At 63.5% G+C, this 15,774-nt stretch carries 16 protein-coding genes; 8 read left to right on the top strand and 8 right to left on the bottom strand.

Annotated elements, in window-relative coordinates:
* Window positions 1–8 precede the first annotated feature (8 nt).
* From ACPPVP_RS25225 to ACPPVP_RS25210, 4 genes are all read left to right on the top strand, one after another.
* Window positions 9–1,574, top strand: coding sequence for a copper resistance CopC/CopD family protein (locus ACPPVP_RS25225; protein WP_426525506.1), 1,566 nt, complete (start codon window positions 9–11; stop codon window positions 1,572–1,574).
* Window positions 1,575–1,869: 295 nt separating this feature from the next.
* The gene (gene proS, locus ACPPVP_RS25220; RefSeq protein WP_426525504.1) at window positions 1,870–3,189 is read left to right on the top strand and encodes a proline--tRNA ligase; all 1,320 of its coding nucleotides are present in this window, start codon (window positions 1,870–1,872) and stop codon (window positions 3,187–3,189) included.
* A 69-nt stretch (window positions 3,190–3,258) separates the two neighbouring features.
* Complete coding sequence (locus ACPPVP_RS25215; RefSeq protein ID WP_426525502.1) at window positions 3,259–4,539, top strand: lipoprotein-releasing ABC transporter permease subunit; 1,281 nt, start codon at window positions 3,259–3,261, stop codon at window positions 4,537–4,539.
* A 7-nt stretch (window positions 4,540–4,546) separates the two neighbouring features.
* Window positions 4,547–5,245: an ABC transporter ATP-binding protein gene (locus ACPPVP_RS25210; protein ID WP_426525500.1), complete on the top strand. Its 699-nt coding sequence runs from the start codon at window positions 4,547–4,549 to the stop codon at window positions 5,243–5,245.
* 6 nt (window positions 5,246–5,251) lie between these two features.
* Here the strand turns inward: ACPPVP_RS25210 and ACPPVP_RS25205 are convergent, their stop codons facing one another.
* The 4 genes from ACPPVP_RS25205 to ACPPVP_RS25190 form a co-directional block, all read right to left on the bottom strand.
* A complete protein-coding gene (locus tag ACPPVP_RS25205) occupies window positions 5,252–5,500 on the bottom strand; it encodes a DUF3551 domain-containing protein (protein WP_426525498.1) in 249 nt (82 codons plus the stop codon).
* A gap of 80 nt (window positions 5,501–5,580) precedes the next feature.
* The gene (locus ACPPVP_RS25200; RefSeq protein ID WP_426525497.1) at window positions 5,581–5,847 is read right to left on the bottom strand and encodes a DUF3551 domain-containing protein; all 267 of its coding nucleotides are present in this window, start codon (window positions 5,845–5,847) and stop codon (window positions 5,581–5,583) included.
* Window positions 5,847–6,101, bottom strand: coding sequence for a DUF3551 domain-containing protein (locus ACPPVP_RS25195; protein WP_426525495.1), 255 nt, complete (start codon window positions 6,099–6,101; stop codon window positions 5,847–5,849). The genes ACPPVP_RS25200 and ACPPVP_RS25195 overlap by 1 nt, the downstream gene beginning before the upstream one ends.
* 137 nt (window positions 6,102–6,238) lie before the next feature.
* Window positions 6,239–6,532, bottom strand: coding sequence for a DUF3551 domain-containing protein (locus ACPPVP_RS25190; protein WP_426525494.1), 294 nt, complete (start codon window positions 6,530–6,532; stop codon window positions 6,239–6,241).
* 300 nt (window positions 6,533–6,832) lie between these two features.
* Between ACPPVP_RS25190 and ACPPVP_RS25185 the strand changes: the two genes are divergently transcribed.
* Window positions 6,833–7,576 (top strand): outer membrane protein, encoded by a 744-nt coding sequence (locus tag ACPPVP_RS25185; protein WP_426525492.1) that lies wholly within the window; start codon window positions 6,833–6,835, stop codon window positions 7,574–7,576.
* Here ACPPVP_RS25185 and ACPPVP_RS25180 read toward each other — a convergent pair.
* On the bottom strand, window positions 7,540–7,806 hold the full coding sequence (locus ACPPVP_RS25180) for a hypothetical protein (RefSeq protein WP_426525490.1): 267 nt from the start codon (window positions 7,804–7,806) through the stop codon (window positions 7,540–7,542). The two genes, ACPPVP_RS25185 and ACPPVP_RS25180, sit on opposite strands and share 37 nt — an antisense overlap.
* 439 nt (window positions 7,807–8,245) lie before the next feature.
* Between ACPPVP_RS25180 and dnaE the strand changes: the two genes are divergently transcribed.
* On the top strand, window positions 8,246–11,755 hold the full coding sequence (gene dnaE, locus ACPPVP_RS25175) for a DNA polymerase III subunit alpha (protein ID WP_426525489.1): 3,510 nt from the start codon (window positions 8,246–8,248) through the stop codon (window positions 11,753–11,755).
* Between the two features lie 215 nt (window positions 11,756–11,970).
* Window positions 11,971–12,720, top strand: a complete 750-nt coding sequence (locus ACPPVP_RS25170; RefSeq protein WP_426525487.1) for a carbonic anhydrase — start codon at window positions 11,971–11,973, stop codon at window positions 12,718–12,720.
* A gap of 81 nt (window positions 12,721–12,801) precedes the next feature.
* Here the strand turns inward: ACPPVP_RS25170 and ACPPVP_RS25165 are convergent, their stop codons facing one another.
* From ACPPVP_RS25165 to ACPPVP_RS25155, 3 genes are all read right to left on the bottom strand, one after another.
* Window positions 12,802–13,233: an EVE domain-containing protein gene (locus ACPPVP_RS25165; protein ID WP_426525485.1), complete on the bottom strand. Its 432-nt coding sequence runs from the start codon at window positions 13,231–13,233 to the stop codon at window positions 12,802–12,804.
* Window positions 13,230–13,601, bottom strand: coding sequence for a VOC family protein (locus ACPPVP_RS25160; protein WP_426525483.1), 372 nt, complete (start codon window positions 13,599–13,601; stop codon window positions 13,230–13,232). The genes ACPPVP_RS25165 and ACPPVP_RS25160 overlap by 4 nt, the downstream gene beginning before the upstream one ends.
* Window positions 13,602–13,807: 206 nt before the next feature.
* A complete protein-coding gene (locus tag ACPPVP_RS25155; RefSeq protein ID WP_426525481.1) occupies window positions 13,808–14,497 on the bottom strand; it encodes a helix-turn-helix transcriptional regulator in 690 nt (229 codons plus the stop codon).
* Window positions 14,498–14,678: 181 nt separating this feature from the next.
* Here ACPPVP_RS25155 and ACPPVP_RS25150 point away from each other — a divergent pair, with 181 nt between their 5' ends.
* A complete protein-coding gene (locus ACPPVP_RS25150; RefSeq protein ID WP_426525479.1) occupies window positions 14,679–15,650 on the top strand; it encodes a helix-turn-helix domain-containing protein in 972 nt (323 codons plus the stop codon).
* Window positions 15,651–15,774: the final 124 nt, after the last annotated feature.

Genomic DNA, 15,774 nt, shown 5'->3' with positions numbered 1-15,774 from the left:
CAAGCCCGATGGCGCGCGTGCTCGCAGGTCTTGCCGCGCTGCTTTCGGCGCTTTGCATCGCCAGCGCCGCGTGGGCTCATGCGACGCTGCTGTCGTCGGAGCCGGCCGACGGCAGCGTGCTGGCACAACCTCCGAAGATGGTGCAACTGCACTTCAACGAGGGCGTCGCGCCGGCCGTGATCGGCGTCATCGATGCCGCCGGCAAAACGCGCGACGTAGCCACGCGCGCGGTCGGCCAATCCGTGCTGATCGTTTTGCCTGATGACCTGCCGCAGGGCACGCAAATCGTCAGCTACCGCGTGGTCTCGCAGGACGGTCATCCCGTGGCGGGATCGATGGTGTTTTCAATCGGCGCCGTGACCGGGAGCGCGCCGGCGGCGCAAGCGAGCCCGCTGGCGGCGCTGATCTGGCTGGCGCGGATCGGAGTTTATCTCGGCCTGTTCGTCGGCGTCGGCGGCGCGTTCTTCGCGGCCTGGATCGCGCAGGGCCCGAGCGGGTCGACGGTCAGCCGCGGCGCGATCGCCGTCGGTCTTGTCAGCGCGGTGGCTTCGCTCGGCCTGCAAGGTCTCGATCTCCTCAACCTCCCCCTTGGCGGCATCGTGACGTCGGCGCCGTGGACGAGCGCGCTTGCGACAAGCCTCGGGCCATCGCTGTTGATAGCGATCGGCGTGATGGCCATCGCCTGGTACGCCTGGAAAAGTCCGAGCATCCTGATTTCGCGGGTGTTGACCACATCAGCGATAGTGGGCGTCGGGTTGTCGCTGGCGGCCAGCGGGCATGCCGCCACGGCTTCACCCCAATGGGTGACGCGGCCGTCGCTATTCCTGCACGGCGTCGCCGTGGCTTACTGGATCGGCGCGTTGGCGCCGCTGGCGGTGTTGGCGCATCAACGCAATGACGATCTGCCGCGGGTGCTCAAGAAGTTTTCGGCCATCGCAGTGCCGCTTGTCGGGCTCCTGGTGCTGAGCGGACTGGCGCTGTCGATCATCCAGCTTGGAAGTCTGCGCGCGCTGATTGAGACCTCCTACGGCATCCTTCTCTCGATCAAGCTTTCCCTCGTTGTCCTGTTGCTCGCCCTTGCGGCGCTGAACCGTTTTGTCGCCACGCCGACGGTCATTGCGGATTACAAGAACACCCGGCCGCTGCTGGGATCGATCCTGCTGGAATGCGTTCTCGTTATTTGCATCCTGGCCGTGGTCGCCGGCTGGCGCTTCACGCCGCCGCCGCGCGCCTCCGTTGCTCCCGTGGCCACGCCGCTCGCAGTCCATATCCACACCGATGCCGCGATGTTTCAGGTGCTGGTTTCGCCGGGCACGGTCGGCGCCAACGACTTTGTCCTGCAGTTGATGACGGGCGACGCCGCGCTGCTACCGGCCAAGGAGGCGACGCTGATCCTGAGCTTGCCGGAGCGCGGCATCGAGCCGATGGAGCGCCGCGCGGTGCTCGGGCCGGACGGCTACTGGCATGTGCGCGGCGTGGCGCTGCCGCTGGCGGGGCGCTGGCATATGCAGATCGATGCGCTGGTCACGGATTTTCAGAAGATCACGCTGGAAGATGACTTGCAGATACGCTGACGCCGGCGCAACAAATTGTAGGATGGGTAGAGCGCAGCGAAACCCATCATATCTGCCGCGTGATTGGAGTTGATGGGTATCGCTCGCTCCACCCATCCTACGGGCTACGAACGACCGCATGCCCGCCTTCGCAGGGTATGACGCCGTTGTGAATGTATGAGGACCACGAGGCCCAAAAACGGGCCCAAAATCCGCCTTTCCGGCCGCTTTTAACCGGCCCCGGCCTTGTATTTTGGCACCCGATCCGGTTTCACTGCACCTCTTCCGGTATCCCACTGATTCCTTGAGTTGTCCCATGCGGTTGTCGCGGTTTTTTCTACCCATCCTGAAAGAGAATCCGAAAGAGGCGGAGATCGTCTCGCATCGGCTGATGCTGCGCGCGGGCATGATGCGGCAGGAAGCGGCGGGCATCTACGCCTGGCTGCCGCTGGGCTTTCGGGTGCTGAAGAAGATCGAGCAGATCGTACGTGAGGAACAGGACCGCGCCGGCGCACTGGAACTGTTGATGCCGACGCTGCAGCTCGCCGATCTCTGGCGCGAAAGCGGACGCTACGATGCCTATGGTCCGGAGATGCTGCGCATCGCCGACCGCCACAAGCGCGAATTGCTGTACGGGCCGACCAACGAGGAAATGATCACCGAGATCTTTCGCGCTTACGTCAAATCCTACAAGAGCCTGCCGCTCAATCTCTATCACATCCAGTGGAAGTTCCGCGACGAGCAGCGGCCGCGTTTCGGCGTGATGCGCGGCCGCGAATTCCTGATGAAGGATGCCTACTCCTTCGACATCGACGAGGCGGCCGCGCGCCGTTCCTATAACCGGATGTTCGTGGCCTATTTGCGCACTTTTGCGCGGATGGGATTGAAGGCGATCCCGATGCGCGCCGAGACCGGCCCGATCGGCGGCGATCTCAGCCATGAATTCATCGTGCTGGCGGAAACCGGCGAATCCGGTGTGTTCTGCAACAGCGACGTGCTCGATCTGCCGATCCCGGCCGACGATGTCGATTACGAGGGCGATCTCACCGGCATCATCAAGCAATGGACGTCGGTCTATGCCGCGACCGAGGACGTTCACGATGCCGAACGTTACGAGCGTGAAGTGCCCGCCGACAAGCGCGTCAACACGCGCGGCATCGAGGTCGGCCAGATCTTCTATTTCGGCACCAAATATTCCGATGCGATGAAGGCGCTGGTCGCCGGCGCCGATGGCGTCGACGTGCCGATCCATGGCGGCTCCTACGGCGTCGGAGTCTCGCGCCTGGTCGGCGCGATCATCGAGGCCTGTCACGACGATGCCGGCATCAAATGGCCGGAAGCGGTGGCGCCGTTCACCGCCGTGATCCTGAATCTGAAGCAGGGCGACGCAGCCGTCGATGGCGCCTGCGAAAAACTTTATCAGGAACTTCAGGCCAAGGGCGTCGATGTGCTCTATGACGATACCGACCAGCGCGCCGGCGCAAAATTCGCGGCCGCCGACCTGATCGGTGTCCCCTGGCAGATTCTGGTCGGGCCGAAGGGCCTCGCCGAGGGCAAGCTTGAGATCAAGCGGCGCAGCGACGGCTCGCGCGAGAATCTCAGCCCGGCGGAAGTGGTGGCAAAGATAGCGGGATAAGATACCCACCGCGGTTGCAATGTTGGCCAATAAGGCCACATTTGGTCCGAATCATGGGATTATCGAGTAATGCATGAGACCATGAACGAGACAGTCCGAACCCCGCCTTTTGCGCCTTTCGAATGGCTGTTGTCCGGACGTTACCTGCGGGCGCGTCGCAAGGAAGGTTTCATTTCGGTCATCGCCGGCTTTTCGTTCCTCGGCATCATGCTCGGCGTCGCCACGCTGATCATCGTGATGGCGGTCATGAACGGTTTTCGCAAGGAACTGCTGGACAAGATCCTCGGATTGAACGGGCATTTGCTGGTGCAACCGCTGGAATCGCCGCTGACCGACTGGAAGGACGTCGCTGAGCGCATCAGTCAGGTCGACGGCATCCGCCTTGCGGCACCGGTCGTGGACGGCCAGGCGCTGGCGTCCTCGGCCTTCAACGCCGCCGGCGTGCTGGTGCGCGGCATGCGCTCTGCGGACCTGAACAACCTCACCTCGATCGCCAAGAACATCAAGCAAGGCACGATGGAAGGTTTTGACGAGGGGCAGGGGGTCATCATCGGACGCCGGCTCGCCGATCAATTGTCGCTGCACGCCGGTGACACCATCACGCTGGTTGCGCCGAAGGGCGCGGTGACGCCGATGGGAACCACGCCCCGCATCAAACCGTACAAGGTGGCGGCCGTGTTCGAGATCGGCATGTCGGAGTATGACGCCAGCTTCGTGTTCATGCCGCTGCCGGAATCGCAGGCCTATTTCAACCGCAAGGACGACGTGACCGCGATCGAGGTATTCACCACCAACCCGGATCGAATCGACGCGTTTCGCAAGAGCGTGACGGAGGCGGCCGGTCGGCCGGTGTTCCTGGTCGACTGGCGGCAGCGCAACTCGACCTTCTTCAATGCATTGCAGGTCGAGCGCAACGTGATGTTTTTGATCCTGACAATGATCGTGCTGGTTGCCGCGCTCAACATCGTCTCCGGCCTGATCATGCTGGTTAAGGACAAGGGGCAGGACATCGCCATCCTGCGCACCATGGGCGCCTCTCAAGGCTCGATCATGCGGATATTCCTGATTACGGGGGCTGCGATCGGCGTGGTCGGTACGCTGACCGGCTTCTTCGTCGGCATGCTGATCTGCCTGAACATCGAATCGATCCGGCAATTCCTGTCCTGGATGACCAACACCGAATTGTTCTCGCCGGAACTCTACTTCCTCTCCCGGCTGCCGGCCGAGGTCGATTTCGGCGAGACCACCGCGGTCGTGATCATGGCGCTGACGCTGTCGTTCCTGGCGACGCTCTATCCGTCCTGGCGCGCCGCGCGGCTCGATCCCGTCGACGCGCTTCGGTACGAGTGAGGACGAGATGGCCGAGGAGGCGGAAGACGTACCGGTTATCTATCTCCACGAGATAAAACGCGAGTACAAGCAAGGCGAGGCGACGCTGACCATTCTCAACGGCGCCAAGCTTGCGCTGTGGGCGGGACAGTCGGTGGCACTGGTGGCGCCATCGGGCTCAGGCAAGTCGACATTGCTGCATATCGCAGGCCTGCTCGAAAGCCCCGATGAAGGCGAGGTCTATGTGGCGGGTACGCCGACCTCGCAATTATCCGACATCGAGCGCACCCAGATCCGGCGCTCGGACATCGGCTTTGTCTATCAGTCGCACCGGCTGCTGCCGGAATTCACCGCGCTCGAAAACGTCATGCTGCCGCAGATGATCCGCGGGCTCAAAAAGTCCGAGACCGTCAAGCGTTCGGAGGAAATCCTGTCCTATCTCGGCCTCGGCGACCGCATCACGCATCGGCCGTCCGAGCTCTCCGGCGGCGAACAGCAGCGCGTCGCCATCGCGCGCGCGGTCGCCAATGCGCCGCGGGCGCTGCTGGCGGACGAACCGACCGGAAACCTCGATCCGCACACCGCCGATCACGTCTTCAAGGCGCTGATGCAGTTGGTGAAGGCGACGCAGGTCGCGATGCTGATCGCCACCCACAACATGGAACTGGCCGGCCGGATGGACCGACGGGTGTCGTTGGTCGACGGCCAGGTCGTGGAAATGGAGTAGCGGCGTTCAGTAAACGCCGCGCTTGCGCACCGCCCGGTCCTGATAGGCCGCGTAGGGATTGACCACGCATTGCGCCGCACGTCCCGAGGCCGACTGGTTGCATTGCGGGATCGATGTGTAGCGGCACTCATAGTAAGTGACCGGGCCGTAGACATGCAGGCAGACCGGATAGTCGGGACTGTAGGTTTGCGCTCGCGCCGGTGCCGAAGCGGAGATCATTGCAATCGCGAGGGTTGCCAAAGCCGGAATGCGCATCAAAATCTCCTTCGGGATCGGCGGCTCGCCCGGAAGCGATTGCCCGCGCTACGCCCGGTGCTCAATCAAACAGATAACGCTCAGTAGCCGCTGTGGTGGCGCTTGTAACGGCGTGCCGACGGGTCTTGAGACGCATATGCGTAATAGGGATTGATCACGCATTGCGCCGAGCGGCCCGACGCCGACATGTTGCATTGAGGGAGCGAGGTATAGGTGCATTCGTAGTAGCTGACCCTGCCCATCACATGCAGGCAAACCGGATAATTGGGATCGTAGGTTTGTGCCTGCGCCGGCGCCGCTGCCGAGGCGGCTGCGATTGCCCAAATTGACAAAGCCAGAACGCGCATCAGAATTTCCTTCGGGATTGACGGCTCCGATCGGTCTGCATTTCCGCCTTGGCGTTGAAATAGGGATTCGCCGCGCAATACGCATCTCGCCCGGAGGCGGTCGCCTGGCACTGTGCCAGCGACGAAAAACTGCAATCGCCGCCAGCGGCGCCGAAATCGCAGCCCTTGATGCAGTAGGGAAACTCGCGCGCCGCTGCCGGCATCACTGCCGAGACGGCAAACGCCGCCATGAGCGCCAGCAATGCCCTTTGCATGCATCCTCCGCCGCAGCCCTTGGAAATCGCCAGTCGCTAACCTGACGATCCACCCATGGTCGCGTCAAATCACGTTCGCGCGTTGAACATCCGTCGGCGGCGCGCGCACGCAGCGCAATTTGCGCCGGACGGGCGGATCAGTACCTGCCGTTGCCGGGGGCGGGCGGCAGCGGACGACCGCGCAGTGGGCGATACCCGGAGATTGGCGGTTCGCTCTCGCTGACATAATAGGGATTGGCGATGCACTGGAGAAACCGTCCCGAGGCGGTCGCCTGGCACTGCTCGTAGCTCGTGAAGGTGCAGTAGCTCAGCCCCGGATACTCGTCTCCCTGAAGGCAGAACGGATATCGGGTACCGACCGCTTCGGCGGGCGCGGCGCCGAGTGCGGCCAATCCGCTCGCGGCAAGCACGGCCAGAATCGCTTTACGCATTTCGAATCTCCTCATGTACTTCCGCGCGTCGCCGGTTCCATTTCATCGACACAAGCCGCACCGGCGCGCTCCCGTCAAGCGGTTCCGCATTGCAATACCGCTGCAAAAGCGAATGTGAATGTCTTGGAGCGGGTTCCATTGCAAAGTTTCGAAAAACGCCTGCGGCACAACATTAACTTGCGTTCACACTGCGGCTGTTTCGTGGGCGTTGTGGCCGTGAGGTTACAGTAATTCGAGCGAACGATGCTATGAGCATGCCTCGGCCTTGGGGGCTGTCTAAAAGGAACGGGAATAAAAAGAATGAAGAAGCTTTTGCTTGTTACGTCCAGTCTGATCGCGCTCGGCGCGGCGGCTGCGCCGGCTGTTGCTGCTGATCTCGCTGCGCGTCCTTACACCAAGGCGCCCCCGATGATTGCTGCTGTGTACGACTGGACCGGATTCTACATCGGTGCGAACGGTGGTTGGGGTTCGAGCCGCAACTCCTGGGATGCCGGTTTCCCCTTCGGTCCTGAAGGTTCCCATGACGCCACTGGCGGCACGGTTGGTGGCCAGGTCGGCTACCGCTGGCAGGCTGGCACGTTCGTGTTCGGTCTCGAAGCTCAGGGCAACTGGGCCGACTTGTCGGGCAGCAACGTGAGCCAGGCGTTCCCCGCCTTCCGCAACCACACCAACGTCGATGCGTTCGGCCTGTTCACTGGCCAGGTTGGTTACGCCGTCAACAACGTCCTGCTGTACGTCAAGGGCGGTGCTGCGGTGACCTCGAACACCTATCGCGTCAATAACGTTGTGGGCGGCGCGCTCGCTGGCGTCACCGGCGACGACACCCGTTGGGGTGGCACGATCGGTGCTGGCCTCGAATACGCCTTCGCACCGAACTGGTCGGTTGGCGTCGAGTACAATCACCTGTTCATGCAGGACCGTACCTACACCTTCACCACGCCGGGCGGCGCCTTCTTCGGCACCGATCGCATCCGTCAGGACGTCGATCTCGTCACCGCCCGCATCAACTACCGCTTCGGCGGCCCGGTCATCGCGAAGTACTGATCTCGCGAGACTTTGTGAAACAGAGAAGCCCCGGGCGCCGCCCGGGGCTTTTTTGTTGCGACGGGCTGGAAAGCGGGCGGCGGCAGGCGCATATTCTGGCGATGGACGCCTTTATCAAAATTGCCTTGCTGGCTGCGATGGTGGTCCTCACGCTTGGCGTTATTCCGGATCGGCGGAGAGGCGCAGTCATTGCCGTCGGGACATGCGTTGTGGCGGCTTTTGTCCTTCATTTCGTCGCGCCGTGAGCCCCGCCGCTAGACCGTCAGCCGGCCAGAATTAACCACAGGGTTTATTCGTCAAACTGACCCACTAGCGGGCCTTGACTCCCGGAACAAAAAAGGAACAATGTTCCTCATATGTTCTCATATCGTAGGGAGTCGGACGATGTTGCGGATGTTTGTGGAAGAAGCGGCGGCGCTGGCGTCGATTACGCTGTTTGTCGCGATGATTGCGATCTGGGCGCAGGTGATTCCTCAGCTTTGAGACCGTGCGAAACCTGAACCAACCGCGCCTTGCGGACGGGCTGGGGAAAAGCCGGATGGTAGGCGCGGAAGCTTCGTTCCGCGTGGACTCCGCAGGGCCAAGGCATCACCATTGTGGGCAGCGAGTCGGTGCGCATCCGTGCTGACGATCGCTCCCCACCATGATGCAAGAGCCCGTTAAGCGACCATGTCCAGTGCCGGATTCGTTCACCTCCACGTTCATTCGGCCTATTCGCTGCTGAAGGGCTCGATCAAGATTGCCAAGCTTGGCGAGTTGGCGAAGGCCGACCGCCAGCCGGCGCTGGCGCTGACCGACACCGACAACATGTTCGGGGCGCTGGAATTCTCCGACAAGATGGCGGGCTACGGCATCCAGCCGATCGTCGGCTGCGAGCTCGCCGTCGATTTCGGCGACCAGGACCCGAACGCGCGCAACGCGCTGGCCTCGGCGCCGTCGCGAATCGTCTTGCTGGCGGCGCGCGAGCGCGGCTACCGCAGCCTGATGCGGCTGAACTCGCGGGCGTTTCTGGAAACGCCGGTGCATCAATCCCCGCACATCAAGCTCGAATGGCTGGAAGGCGATGCCGAGGATTTGATCGCGCTGACCGGCGGCCCCGACGGCCCGATCTCGCTGGCGCTGGCTGGCGATCATGCCGCGCTCGCGGCAGCGCGTTGCGACCGGCTGGCGAGCCTGTTCGGCGATCGCCTCTATGTCGAATTGCAGCGCCACGGCATCGACAAGGAACGCCGCGCCGAATCAGGCCTGATCGACCTCGCCTATGCCAAGGGATTGCCGCTGGTCGCGACCAACGAGCCATATTTCGCAGCGAATGACGATTACGAGGCCCACGACGCGCTGCTGTGCATCGCCGGCGGCAAGCTGATCGCCGAGACCGATCGCGAGCAGCTCACGCCCGATCATCGCTTCAAGACCCGCGCCGAGATGGCGGTGCTGTTCGCCGACATACCGGAGGCGCTGGCCTCCACCGTCGAGATCGCGGAGCGCTGTTCGTTTCGGCCGAAGACGCGAAAGCCGATCCTGCCGCGCTTCACGGTCGGCGCCGGCTCGGGCTCCGACGCGGAAGCCGAGGAGGCCGCCGAGCTGAAGCGCCAGGCCGGGGAGGGGCTCGCAAGCCGCCTGCAGGTTCACGGCCTGTCGCCCGGCACCACGGAAGAGGGATACCAGAAGCGTCTCGCCTTCGAGATCGACGTGATCAACCGCATGAACTATGCGGGCTACTTCCTGATCGTGTCGGACTTCATCAAATGGGCCAAGGCCCACGACATTCCGGTCGGTCCGGGCCGCGGCTCCGGCGCCGGTTCGCTGGTGGCCTATTCGCTGACTATCACCGATCTCGATCCGATTCGATTCGGGCTGCTGTTCGAGCGCTTCCTCAATCCCGAACGCGTTTCGATGCCGGACTTCGACATCGATTTCTGTCAGGACCGCCGCGGCGAGGTGATCGACTACGTGCAGCAGCGCTACGGCCGCGACCAGGTGGCGCAGATCATCACCTTCGGAACGCTGCAGGCACGCGGCGTGCTGCGCGACGTCGGCCGCGTGCTGCAGATGCCGTATGGCCAGGTCGACAAGCTGACAAAACTGGTGCCGCAAAATCCGGCCGCGCCGGTGACGCTGGCGCAGGCGATTGAGAGCGAACCGAAGCTGCAGGCGTTCCGCGACGAGGACCCGGTGGTCGCGCGCGCCTTCGACATCGCCCAGCGCCTCGAAGGGCTGACGCGCCACGCCTCGACCCACGCCGCCGGCATCGTGATCGGCGATAGGCCCTTGAGCGAACTGGTGCCGCTCTACCGCGATCCCAAATCCGACATGCCGGTGACCCAGTTCAACATGAAGTGGGTCGAGCCGGCGGGGCTGGTGAAATTCGACTTCCTCGGCCTGAAGACGCTGACCGTGCTCGACGTCGCGGTCAAACTGCTCAGGCAGCGCGACATCCAGGTCGACCTGCCGACGCTGCCGATCGACGATGCGCCGAGTTACCAGATGCTGGCGCGCGGCGATGTGGTCGGCGTGTTCCAGGTGGAAAGCCAGGGCATGCGGCGCGCGCTGATCGACATGCGGCCCGACCGTTTCGAGGACATCATCGCGCTGGTAGCGCTCTATCGCCCGGGCCCGATGGCCAACATCCCGACCTATTGCGCGCGCAAGCACGGCGACGAGGAGCCGGAATATCTGCATCCGATCCTGGAGCCGATCCTGAAGGAGACGTTCGGCGTCATCATCTACCAGGAACAGGTGATGCAGATCGCGCAGGTCATGGCCGGCTATTCGCTCGGCGACGCCGACCTGCTGCGCCGCGCGATGGGCAAGAAGATCCGCGCCGAGATGGAAAAGCAGCGCGCGGTCTTCGTCGCCGGCGCGGTCAAGAACGGCGTGCCGAAGGGGCAGGCCGATACAATTTTCGAACTGCTCGCCAAATTCGCCGACTACGGCTTCAACAAGAGCCATGCCGCAGCCTACGCGCTGGTGTCCTACCACACCGCCTACATGAAGGCGCATTACCCGGTGGAGTTTCTGGCGGCGTCGATGACGCTCGAACTCAACAACACCGACAAGCTGTCGGAATTTCGCGCCGAGGCGCAGCGGCTCGGCATCAAGGTCGAAGCGCCGAACATCAACCGTTCGGGCGCCACCTTCGAGGTCGGCGAGAACACCATCTACTACGCGCTGGCCGCGCTGAAGGGTGTCGGTCCCCAGGCCGTGGAGTTGATCGTCGAAGAGCGGCGCAAGGGCGTCTTCACCTCGCTTGCCGACTTCGCGGCACGGGTCAATCCGCGCGCCATCAACAAGCGGGTGATCGAAAGCCTGGCGGCCGCCGGCGCCTTTGACACGCTCGACTCGAACCGTGCCCGCGTCTTTGCCGGCGCCGATGCCGTTCTCGCCGCCTGCCAGCGCAGCCATGAGGCCGTAACGATCGGTCAGAACGACATGTTCGGCAACGCCGCCGACGCGCCGACCATCATGCTGCCGCAGATCGAGCCGTGGCTGCCGGCCGAAAAACTCCGCCGTGAATACGACGCCGTCGGCTTTTTCCTGTCCGGCCACCCGCTCGATGATTACGCCACCGTGTTGAAGCGGCTGCGGGTGCAGTCCTGGGCGGAATTCTCGCGCGCCGTCAAAACCGGCGCGACCGCCGGCAAGGTCGCGGCCACGGTCGTGTCGCGGATGGAGCGGCGCACCAAGACCGGCAACAAGATGGGCATCATGGGGTTGTCGGACCCGACCGGCCATTTCGAGGCGGTGCTGTTTTCCGAAGGCCTTGCACAATACCGCGACGTGCTGGAGCCGGGTGCGGCCGTGTTGCTGCAGCTCGGCGCCGAACTGCAGGGCGAGGACGTACGCGCGCGGGTGCTGCATGCCGAGCCGCTGGATGACGCCGCGGCGAAAACCCAAAAAGGCCTGCGGATTTTCGTTCGCGACACCAAGCCACTGGATTCGATCGCGCGGCGGCTCAACATGCCCGAAGCCGCCGCTCCGAACGGGCTGACGAAGGGCGCGCCGGCCAAACCCGCGCCCGCGCCATCCGGCGGCGCCGATGGCGACGTCTCGCTCGTCATCATGCTCGACCTCCAGACCGAGGTGGAAATGAAGCTGCCGGGGCGCTTCAAGGTCTCGCCGCAGATCGCGGGTGCGATCAAGGCGGTTGCCGGCGTGGTGGACGTGCAGACGCTGTAGGCGGCGTCTGTACGCCGCATGCGCGATGTTTTTCCAGGATTCGATTTGCAGCTAATGGTTGTTTCGAATTGGATTTGCATCCAACTCAGCAAACTTAAGAGTCAAGTAACAGGCAAAGCCTAATCATTTCGGCGTCGCGAAGTTATGCCGCGCAACCATAATCATAGGAATTCGGGCGTCACCGAACTCGACGCCGCAAGGGCGAGGAAATTGCAATGTGCGAAAAATGTTCAATGGATCAGCTTCACCCGACGGCGCCCTCGCGGCGCTCCGTCGTTCTGTTCGCGGCCTCGGCACTTGGTGGGCTGATGCTCGCCGACACAGCCAGCGCCAAGGATACCGCCAAGGATACCAAGGCTCCTCCCAAGCCGCAGAACGTGTTGTCGCCGGATGCCGCCCTCAAGAAATTGATGGAGGGAAATGCGCGCTATGTTGACGGCACGGCGCGGCGCCACGACTTCAAGCATGAGAGGGAGGCGTTGGCCGGAGGTCAGAACCCTTACGCGGCCATCCTGAGCTGCGCGGATTCGCGCATCGCACCCGAATATGCCTTCGATAGCGGGCGTGGTGATTTGTTCGTCTGCCGCGTGGCCGGCAATTTCGCCAACGACGATACGGTTGCAAGCATGGAATATGCCGTCGCCGTGCTTGGCGCGCCGATGATCCTCGTCCTTGGTCACGACAGTTGCGGTGCCGTCGACGCGACGATCAAATCCCTGAAGGACAACACGCCGCCTCCGGGACACATTCCGTCTCTGGTGGCTGCGATTGCACCCGCGGTGAAGGCGTCGGCACAGCAGAGCGGAAATGCGCTCGACAACGCCATTCGGCAGAACGTGATCGATAACGTCGCCAAGCTGAAATCGGCCGCACCGATCCTCAACGCAGCCGTCGAGCAGAACAAGGTCAAAGTAGTCGGCGGCATCTACCGGCTTGCGACCGGCAAGGTCGAGTTGTTGAACTGACCGTGGATGGCCCCGCCGCGTGCCTTGCGCGGCGCCGTCATCTCCCGCGGCTTGGTCGATCCGGCGGCGGCGATTTCGTCGTCACCGCGGTGTCAACGATGCGCCCATCGCCTCTGCAATCATCGCCATGTCGTCCCCGGAAATCTCGAACAGACCAAAGCGAAGCTGAAAGCCCCAGTTGCGTTTGGCTGTCGTGAACTCGAGCCGGCCGACGAGGGGCTTGATCGGCGCTTCTCGGGCCGCGCACCAGTTGACGTCACGGCGGAACGGCGAGAAGCCGCCGTCCATGTCCGCCTGATAGGGCGCGTGGTCATCCACGACGCCGATCGCGGTAAACGACTGCAATCCGTCCCGCCCGCCGAAGGCGCCGGTCGGCGAGTAGTAGACGACGCGGTCGCCGGGCTGGACGCGCCGGAGCGGCGCGGCCTTGCCATGACAGACCTGCATGAAGCCGTTGCCTCGGCCGATACGAACATGTTCGGCCGAAGCCACCGCCACCCAGTTCCGGGTCATGCCGCCACCGGAACGAACACGCGCAGGCGATGGCCATCGGGATCGGTCGCAACAAAAGTCGTGCCGAAATCCATCTGCACCGGCTCCTGGAGAATGCTCAGCCCGCGCTTCTTCCAGTCGGCGAAGGTCGCCTCGAGCGCGGCGGCATTTTCCACCGTGAACGCGACTTCGCTGGCCCCTGCCTGCGCATTGGCGGCAGGCTCCACGGTCTTGCGCGACCACAGCCCCAGCATCACGCCTTCCGACAGCGACAGCATCGCAAAGGTCGGCGAGGTCTCGACGATGGGATGGCCGAGCAGGTCCGCATAAAAGCCGGCGCTGGCCGGCGGGTTCTCGACATAGAGCAGGACGAAACTGAAATTTGGCATCGGGAAGATTCCTCTCTGAACATCATCGCCGAAGCCGCCTGGCGGCGTCCGGCATGAGTTCAGCCTAGGGGATGACCCTGCCAAAAACTGTCAGCAGTGAAATTCGTCGCAGCGTTTTCGAGCGAAGTGGCTCCCGGTTCGCGTGAAGAAAACGCGTCAAGGCAAGAATCTGGGCCTTCGGTTCTGATTCAATCAGAACCAAAGCTCTAGCGTTCGGGGATTCCTTCGCTGGCGCGCCATTCCTTCAACAGGGCCTGCCGGCGGCGCGGATAGCGCTTGCCGAGGATCTGCACCTTGCCGATGCGGTCGGTGCGGAAATGCCGAAAGCCCTCGCGGAGTTCGCACCACGCCACGACGATACGCACGCGGTCGAAAAACCCGAGCGCGAACGGCCAGATGATGCGCTTTGAACGGCCGCCGCTGCCATCCTGATAGCCGATCCGCAACTTTTGCCCGGTACGGATCGCCGAGCGAATGACCGGCAGTTCGGCATCACCGGCGGCGATCGCTTGTCCCGGTCCGATCAGCAGGCCCGACGTATCGAGACCATCTTTCAGGTCCGCCGGAAGCACGGCGGATATCTTGGCCAATGCGCTGCGTGCGGCGCCGCTCAACGCCGCGTCGGTGCGGTCCGCCACCCAGCGCGAGCCGAGCACGATAGCCTCGATCTCCTCTTCCGAGAACATCAGCGGCGGCAGCATGAATCCGGGGCGCAGCACGTAGCCGACACCCGGCTCGCCATCGATATGGGCGCCCTGACCGTTGAGTGTTTCGATGTCGCGGTAGAGCGTGCGCAGCGAAATCCCGAGCGCCTCGGCCAGCACCGCGCCGCTGACCGGACGCCGATAGCCACGCAAGAGTTGAATGAGATCGAGTAGCCGCTGCGCGCGCGACATTAATCCGCTCCGTTACCAAGCCGACGAAAGTCTAGCAGGGTATGCTGCCAAAACGTGTCAGCATCATCGGGCATAACCGGCTAAATGCCCGGTCGAGGGCGGGGACAGGTCAAGGTCGCGCGCTTGATCGAGATCAATTCACCAACCGTCCGGGCCGAATATTTTGACCTACGCGGGAGGAATGAGCGTGGCGCAGACCACCAGACACCATGCCGATCAGGTGCAGGCGACGGTCGCGCGCGGCTCGGCCGCAAAATCCGCCGTGGTCGCGTCCTGGCGCCGGTCATCCAATTTTCACCACCTCGACCCCGCCGAATGCAACCTGCCGCGCCGGTTGAGCCAGGCCGAATTCGAATTGGCGCGCCAGCAGATCGGGCCGCTGGTCCGGGCCGCGCAATCCAACCTCGACCGGCTGTTTCTCGCGGTCGGCGGCGTCGGCTGCTGCGTGCTGCTGGCCGACCGCAACGGCGTGCCGGTCGACCGGCGCGGCGCGGTGTCCGACGACGAGACGTTCAAGGCGTGGGGCCTGTGGACCGCGACGGTCTGGAGCGAGGAGTGCGAGGGTACCAACGGCATCGGGACCTGTCTCGCCGAGCAACGCGCGCTCACCGTTCATCGCGACCAGCATTTTTATGCGCGAAACACGCTGCTGAGTTGCACCTCGGCGCCGATCTACGATCACGAGGGCAGGCTGGCCGCGGCGCTCGACGTATCCTCCTGCCGCGCCGACCTCACGGAAGGTTTCGTCAATCTCATTGCGGTTGCCGTCGGCGATGCCGCCCGCCGGATCGAGATGGAGAATTTCCGCCTGGCGTTCCCGAACGCCCGCTTTCTGTTTGCGCCCGATATCAATCGCGGCGGCGGCGGGCTGATCGCGGTCGATGCCGACGACCTCGTCATCGGCGCGACGCGGTCGGCGCGGCTGGCGCTCGGTGTGACGCGGGATTTTCTGAAGAAGCCGTTGCCGGCATCCGACCTGCTCGGCGGCACGTCCAGCCCGGCGCGGGATCTTGACCAGGCAGAGCGGGCCGCCGTGCAGCGGGCGCTGGCGCGCAGTGACGGGAATGTCTCGGCCGCCGCCGAGGCGCTCGGGATCAGCCGTGCAACGCTGCATCGAAAGCTGCGGCGCTTCGATCTCCATCGCACGCATTAAAGGATTCTCCATTCGACTGTCGCAGTTCTGCGACACACGCGCTCGCGATCCGGATTCGACGGGCAGACAGTAAAGCCGGCCTCCTTCATGGTTTTCCCGAGCGCCGCATCCAGCGACGCCATAG

It is taken from the genome of Bradyrhizobium sp. McL0615 (assembly GCF_049993905.1).
Taxonomy (GTDB): Bacteria; Pseudomonadota; Alphaproteobacteria; order Rhizobiales; family Xanthobacteraceae; genus Bradyrhizobium.
Note: the sequence above shows the minus strand (reverse complement) of the source record. Positions and strands in the feature narration are given on the sequence as shown.

Bases quoted from the DNA above. Each gene is read 5' to 3' on its own strand.
- ACPPVP_RS25225 (WP_426525506.1), top strand. From the start codon at position 9: ATGGCGCGCGTGCTCGCAGGTCTTGCCGCGCTGCTTTCGGCGCTTTGC.
- proS (WP_426525504.1), top strand. From the start codon at position 1,870: ATGCGGTTGTCGCGGTTTTTTCTACCCATCCTGAAAGAGAATCCGAAA.
- ACPPVP_RS25215 (WP_426525502.1), top strand. From the start codon at position 3,259: ATGCATGAGACCATGAACGAGACAGTCCGAACCCCGCCTTTTGCGCCT.
- ACPPVP_RS25210 (WP_426525500.1), top strand. From the start codon at position 4,547: ATGGCCGAGGAGGCGGAAGACGTACCGGTTATCTATCTCCACGAGATA.
- ACPPVP_RS25205 (WP_426525498.1), bottom strand. From the start codon at position 5,500: ATGCGCATTCCGGCTTTGGCAACCCTCGCGATTGCAATGATCTCCGCT.
- ACPPVP_RS25200 (WP_426525497.1), bottom strand. From the start codon at position 5,847: ATGCGCGTTCTGGCTTTGTCAATTTGGGCAATCGCAGCCGCCTCGGCA.
- ACPPVP_RS25195 (WP_426525495.1), bottom strand. From the start codon at position 6,101: ATGCAAAGGGCATTGCTGGCGCTCATGGCGGCGTTTGCCGTCTCGGCA.
- ACPPVP_RS25190 (WP_426525494.1), bottom strand. From the start codon at position 6,532: ATGCGTAAAGCGATTCTGGCCGTGCTTGCCGCGAGCGGATTGGCCGCA.
- ACPPVP_RS25185 (WP_426525492.1), top strand. From the start codon at position 6,833: ATGAAGAAGCTTTTGCTTGTTACGTCCAGTCTGATCGCGCTCGGCGCG.
- ACPPVP_RS25180 (WP_426525490.1), bottom strand. From the start codon at position 7,806: ATGAAGGACAAAAGCCGCCACAACGCATGTCCCGACGGCAATGACTGC.
- dnaE (WP_426525489.1), top strand. From the start codon at position 8,246: ATGTCCAGTGCCGGATTCGTTCACCTCCACGTTCATTCGGCCTATTCG.
- ACPPVP_RS25170 (WP_426525487.1), top strand. From the start codon at position 11,971: ATGTGCGAAAAATGTTCAATGGATCAGCTTCACCCGACGGCGCCCTCG.
- ACPPVP_RS25165 (WP_426525485.1), bottom strand. From the start codon at position 13,233: ATGACCCGGAACTGGGTGGCGGTGGCTTCGGCCGAACATGTTCGTATC.
- ACPPVP_RS25160 (WP_426525483.1), bottom strand. From the start codon at position 13,601: ATGCCAAATTTCAGTTTCGTCCTGCTCTATGTCGAGAACCCGCCGGCC.
- ACPPVP_RS25155 (WP_426525481.1), bottom strand. From the start codon at position 14,497: ATGTCGCGCGCGCAGCGGCTACTCGATCTCATTCAACTCTTGCGTGGC.
- ACPPVP_RS25150 (WP_426525479.1), top strand. From the start codon at position 14,679: ATGAGCGTGGCGCAGACCACCAGACACCATGCCGATCAGGTGCAGGCG.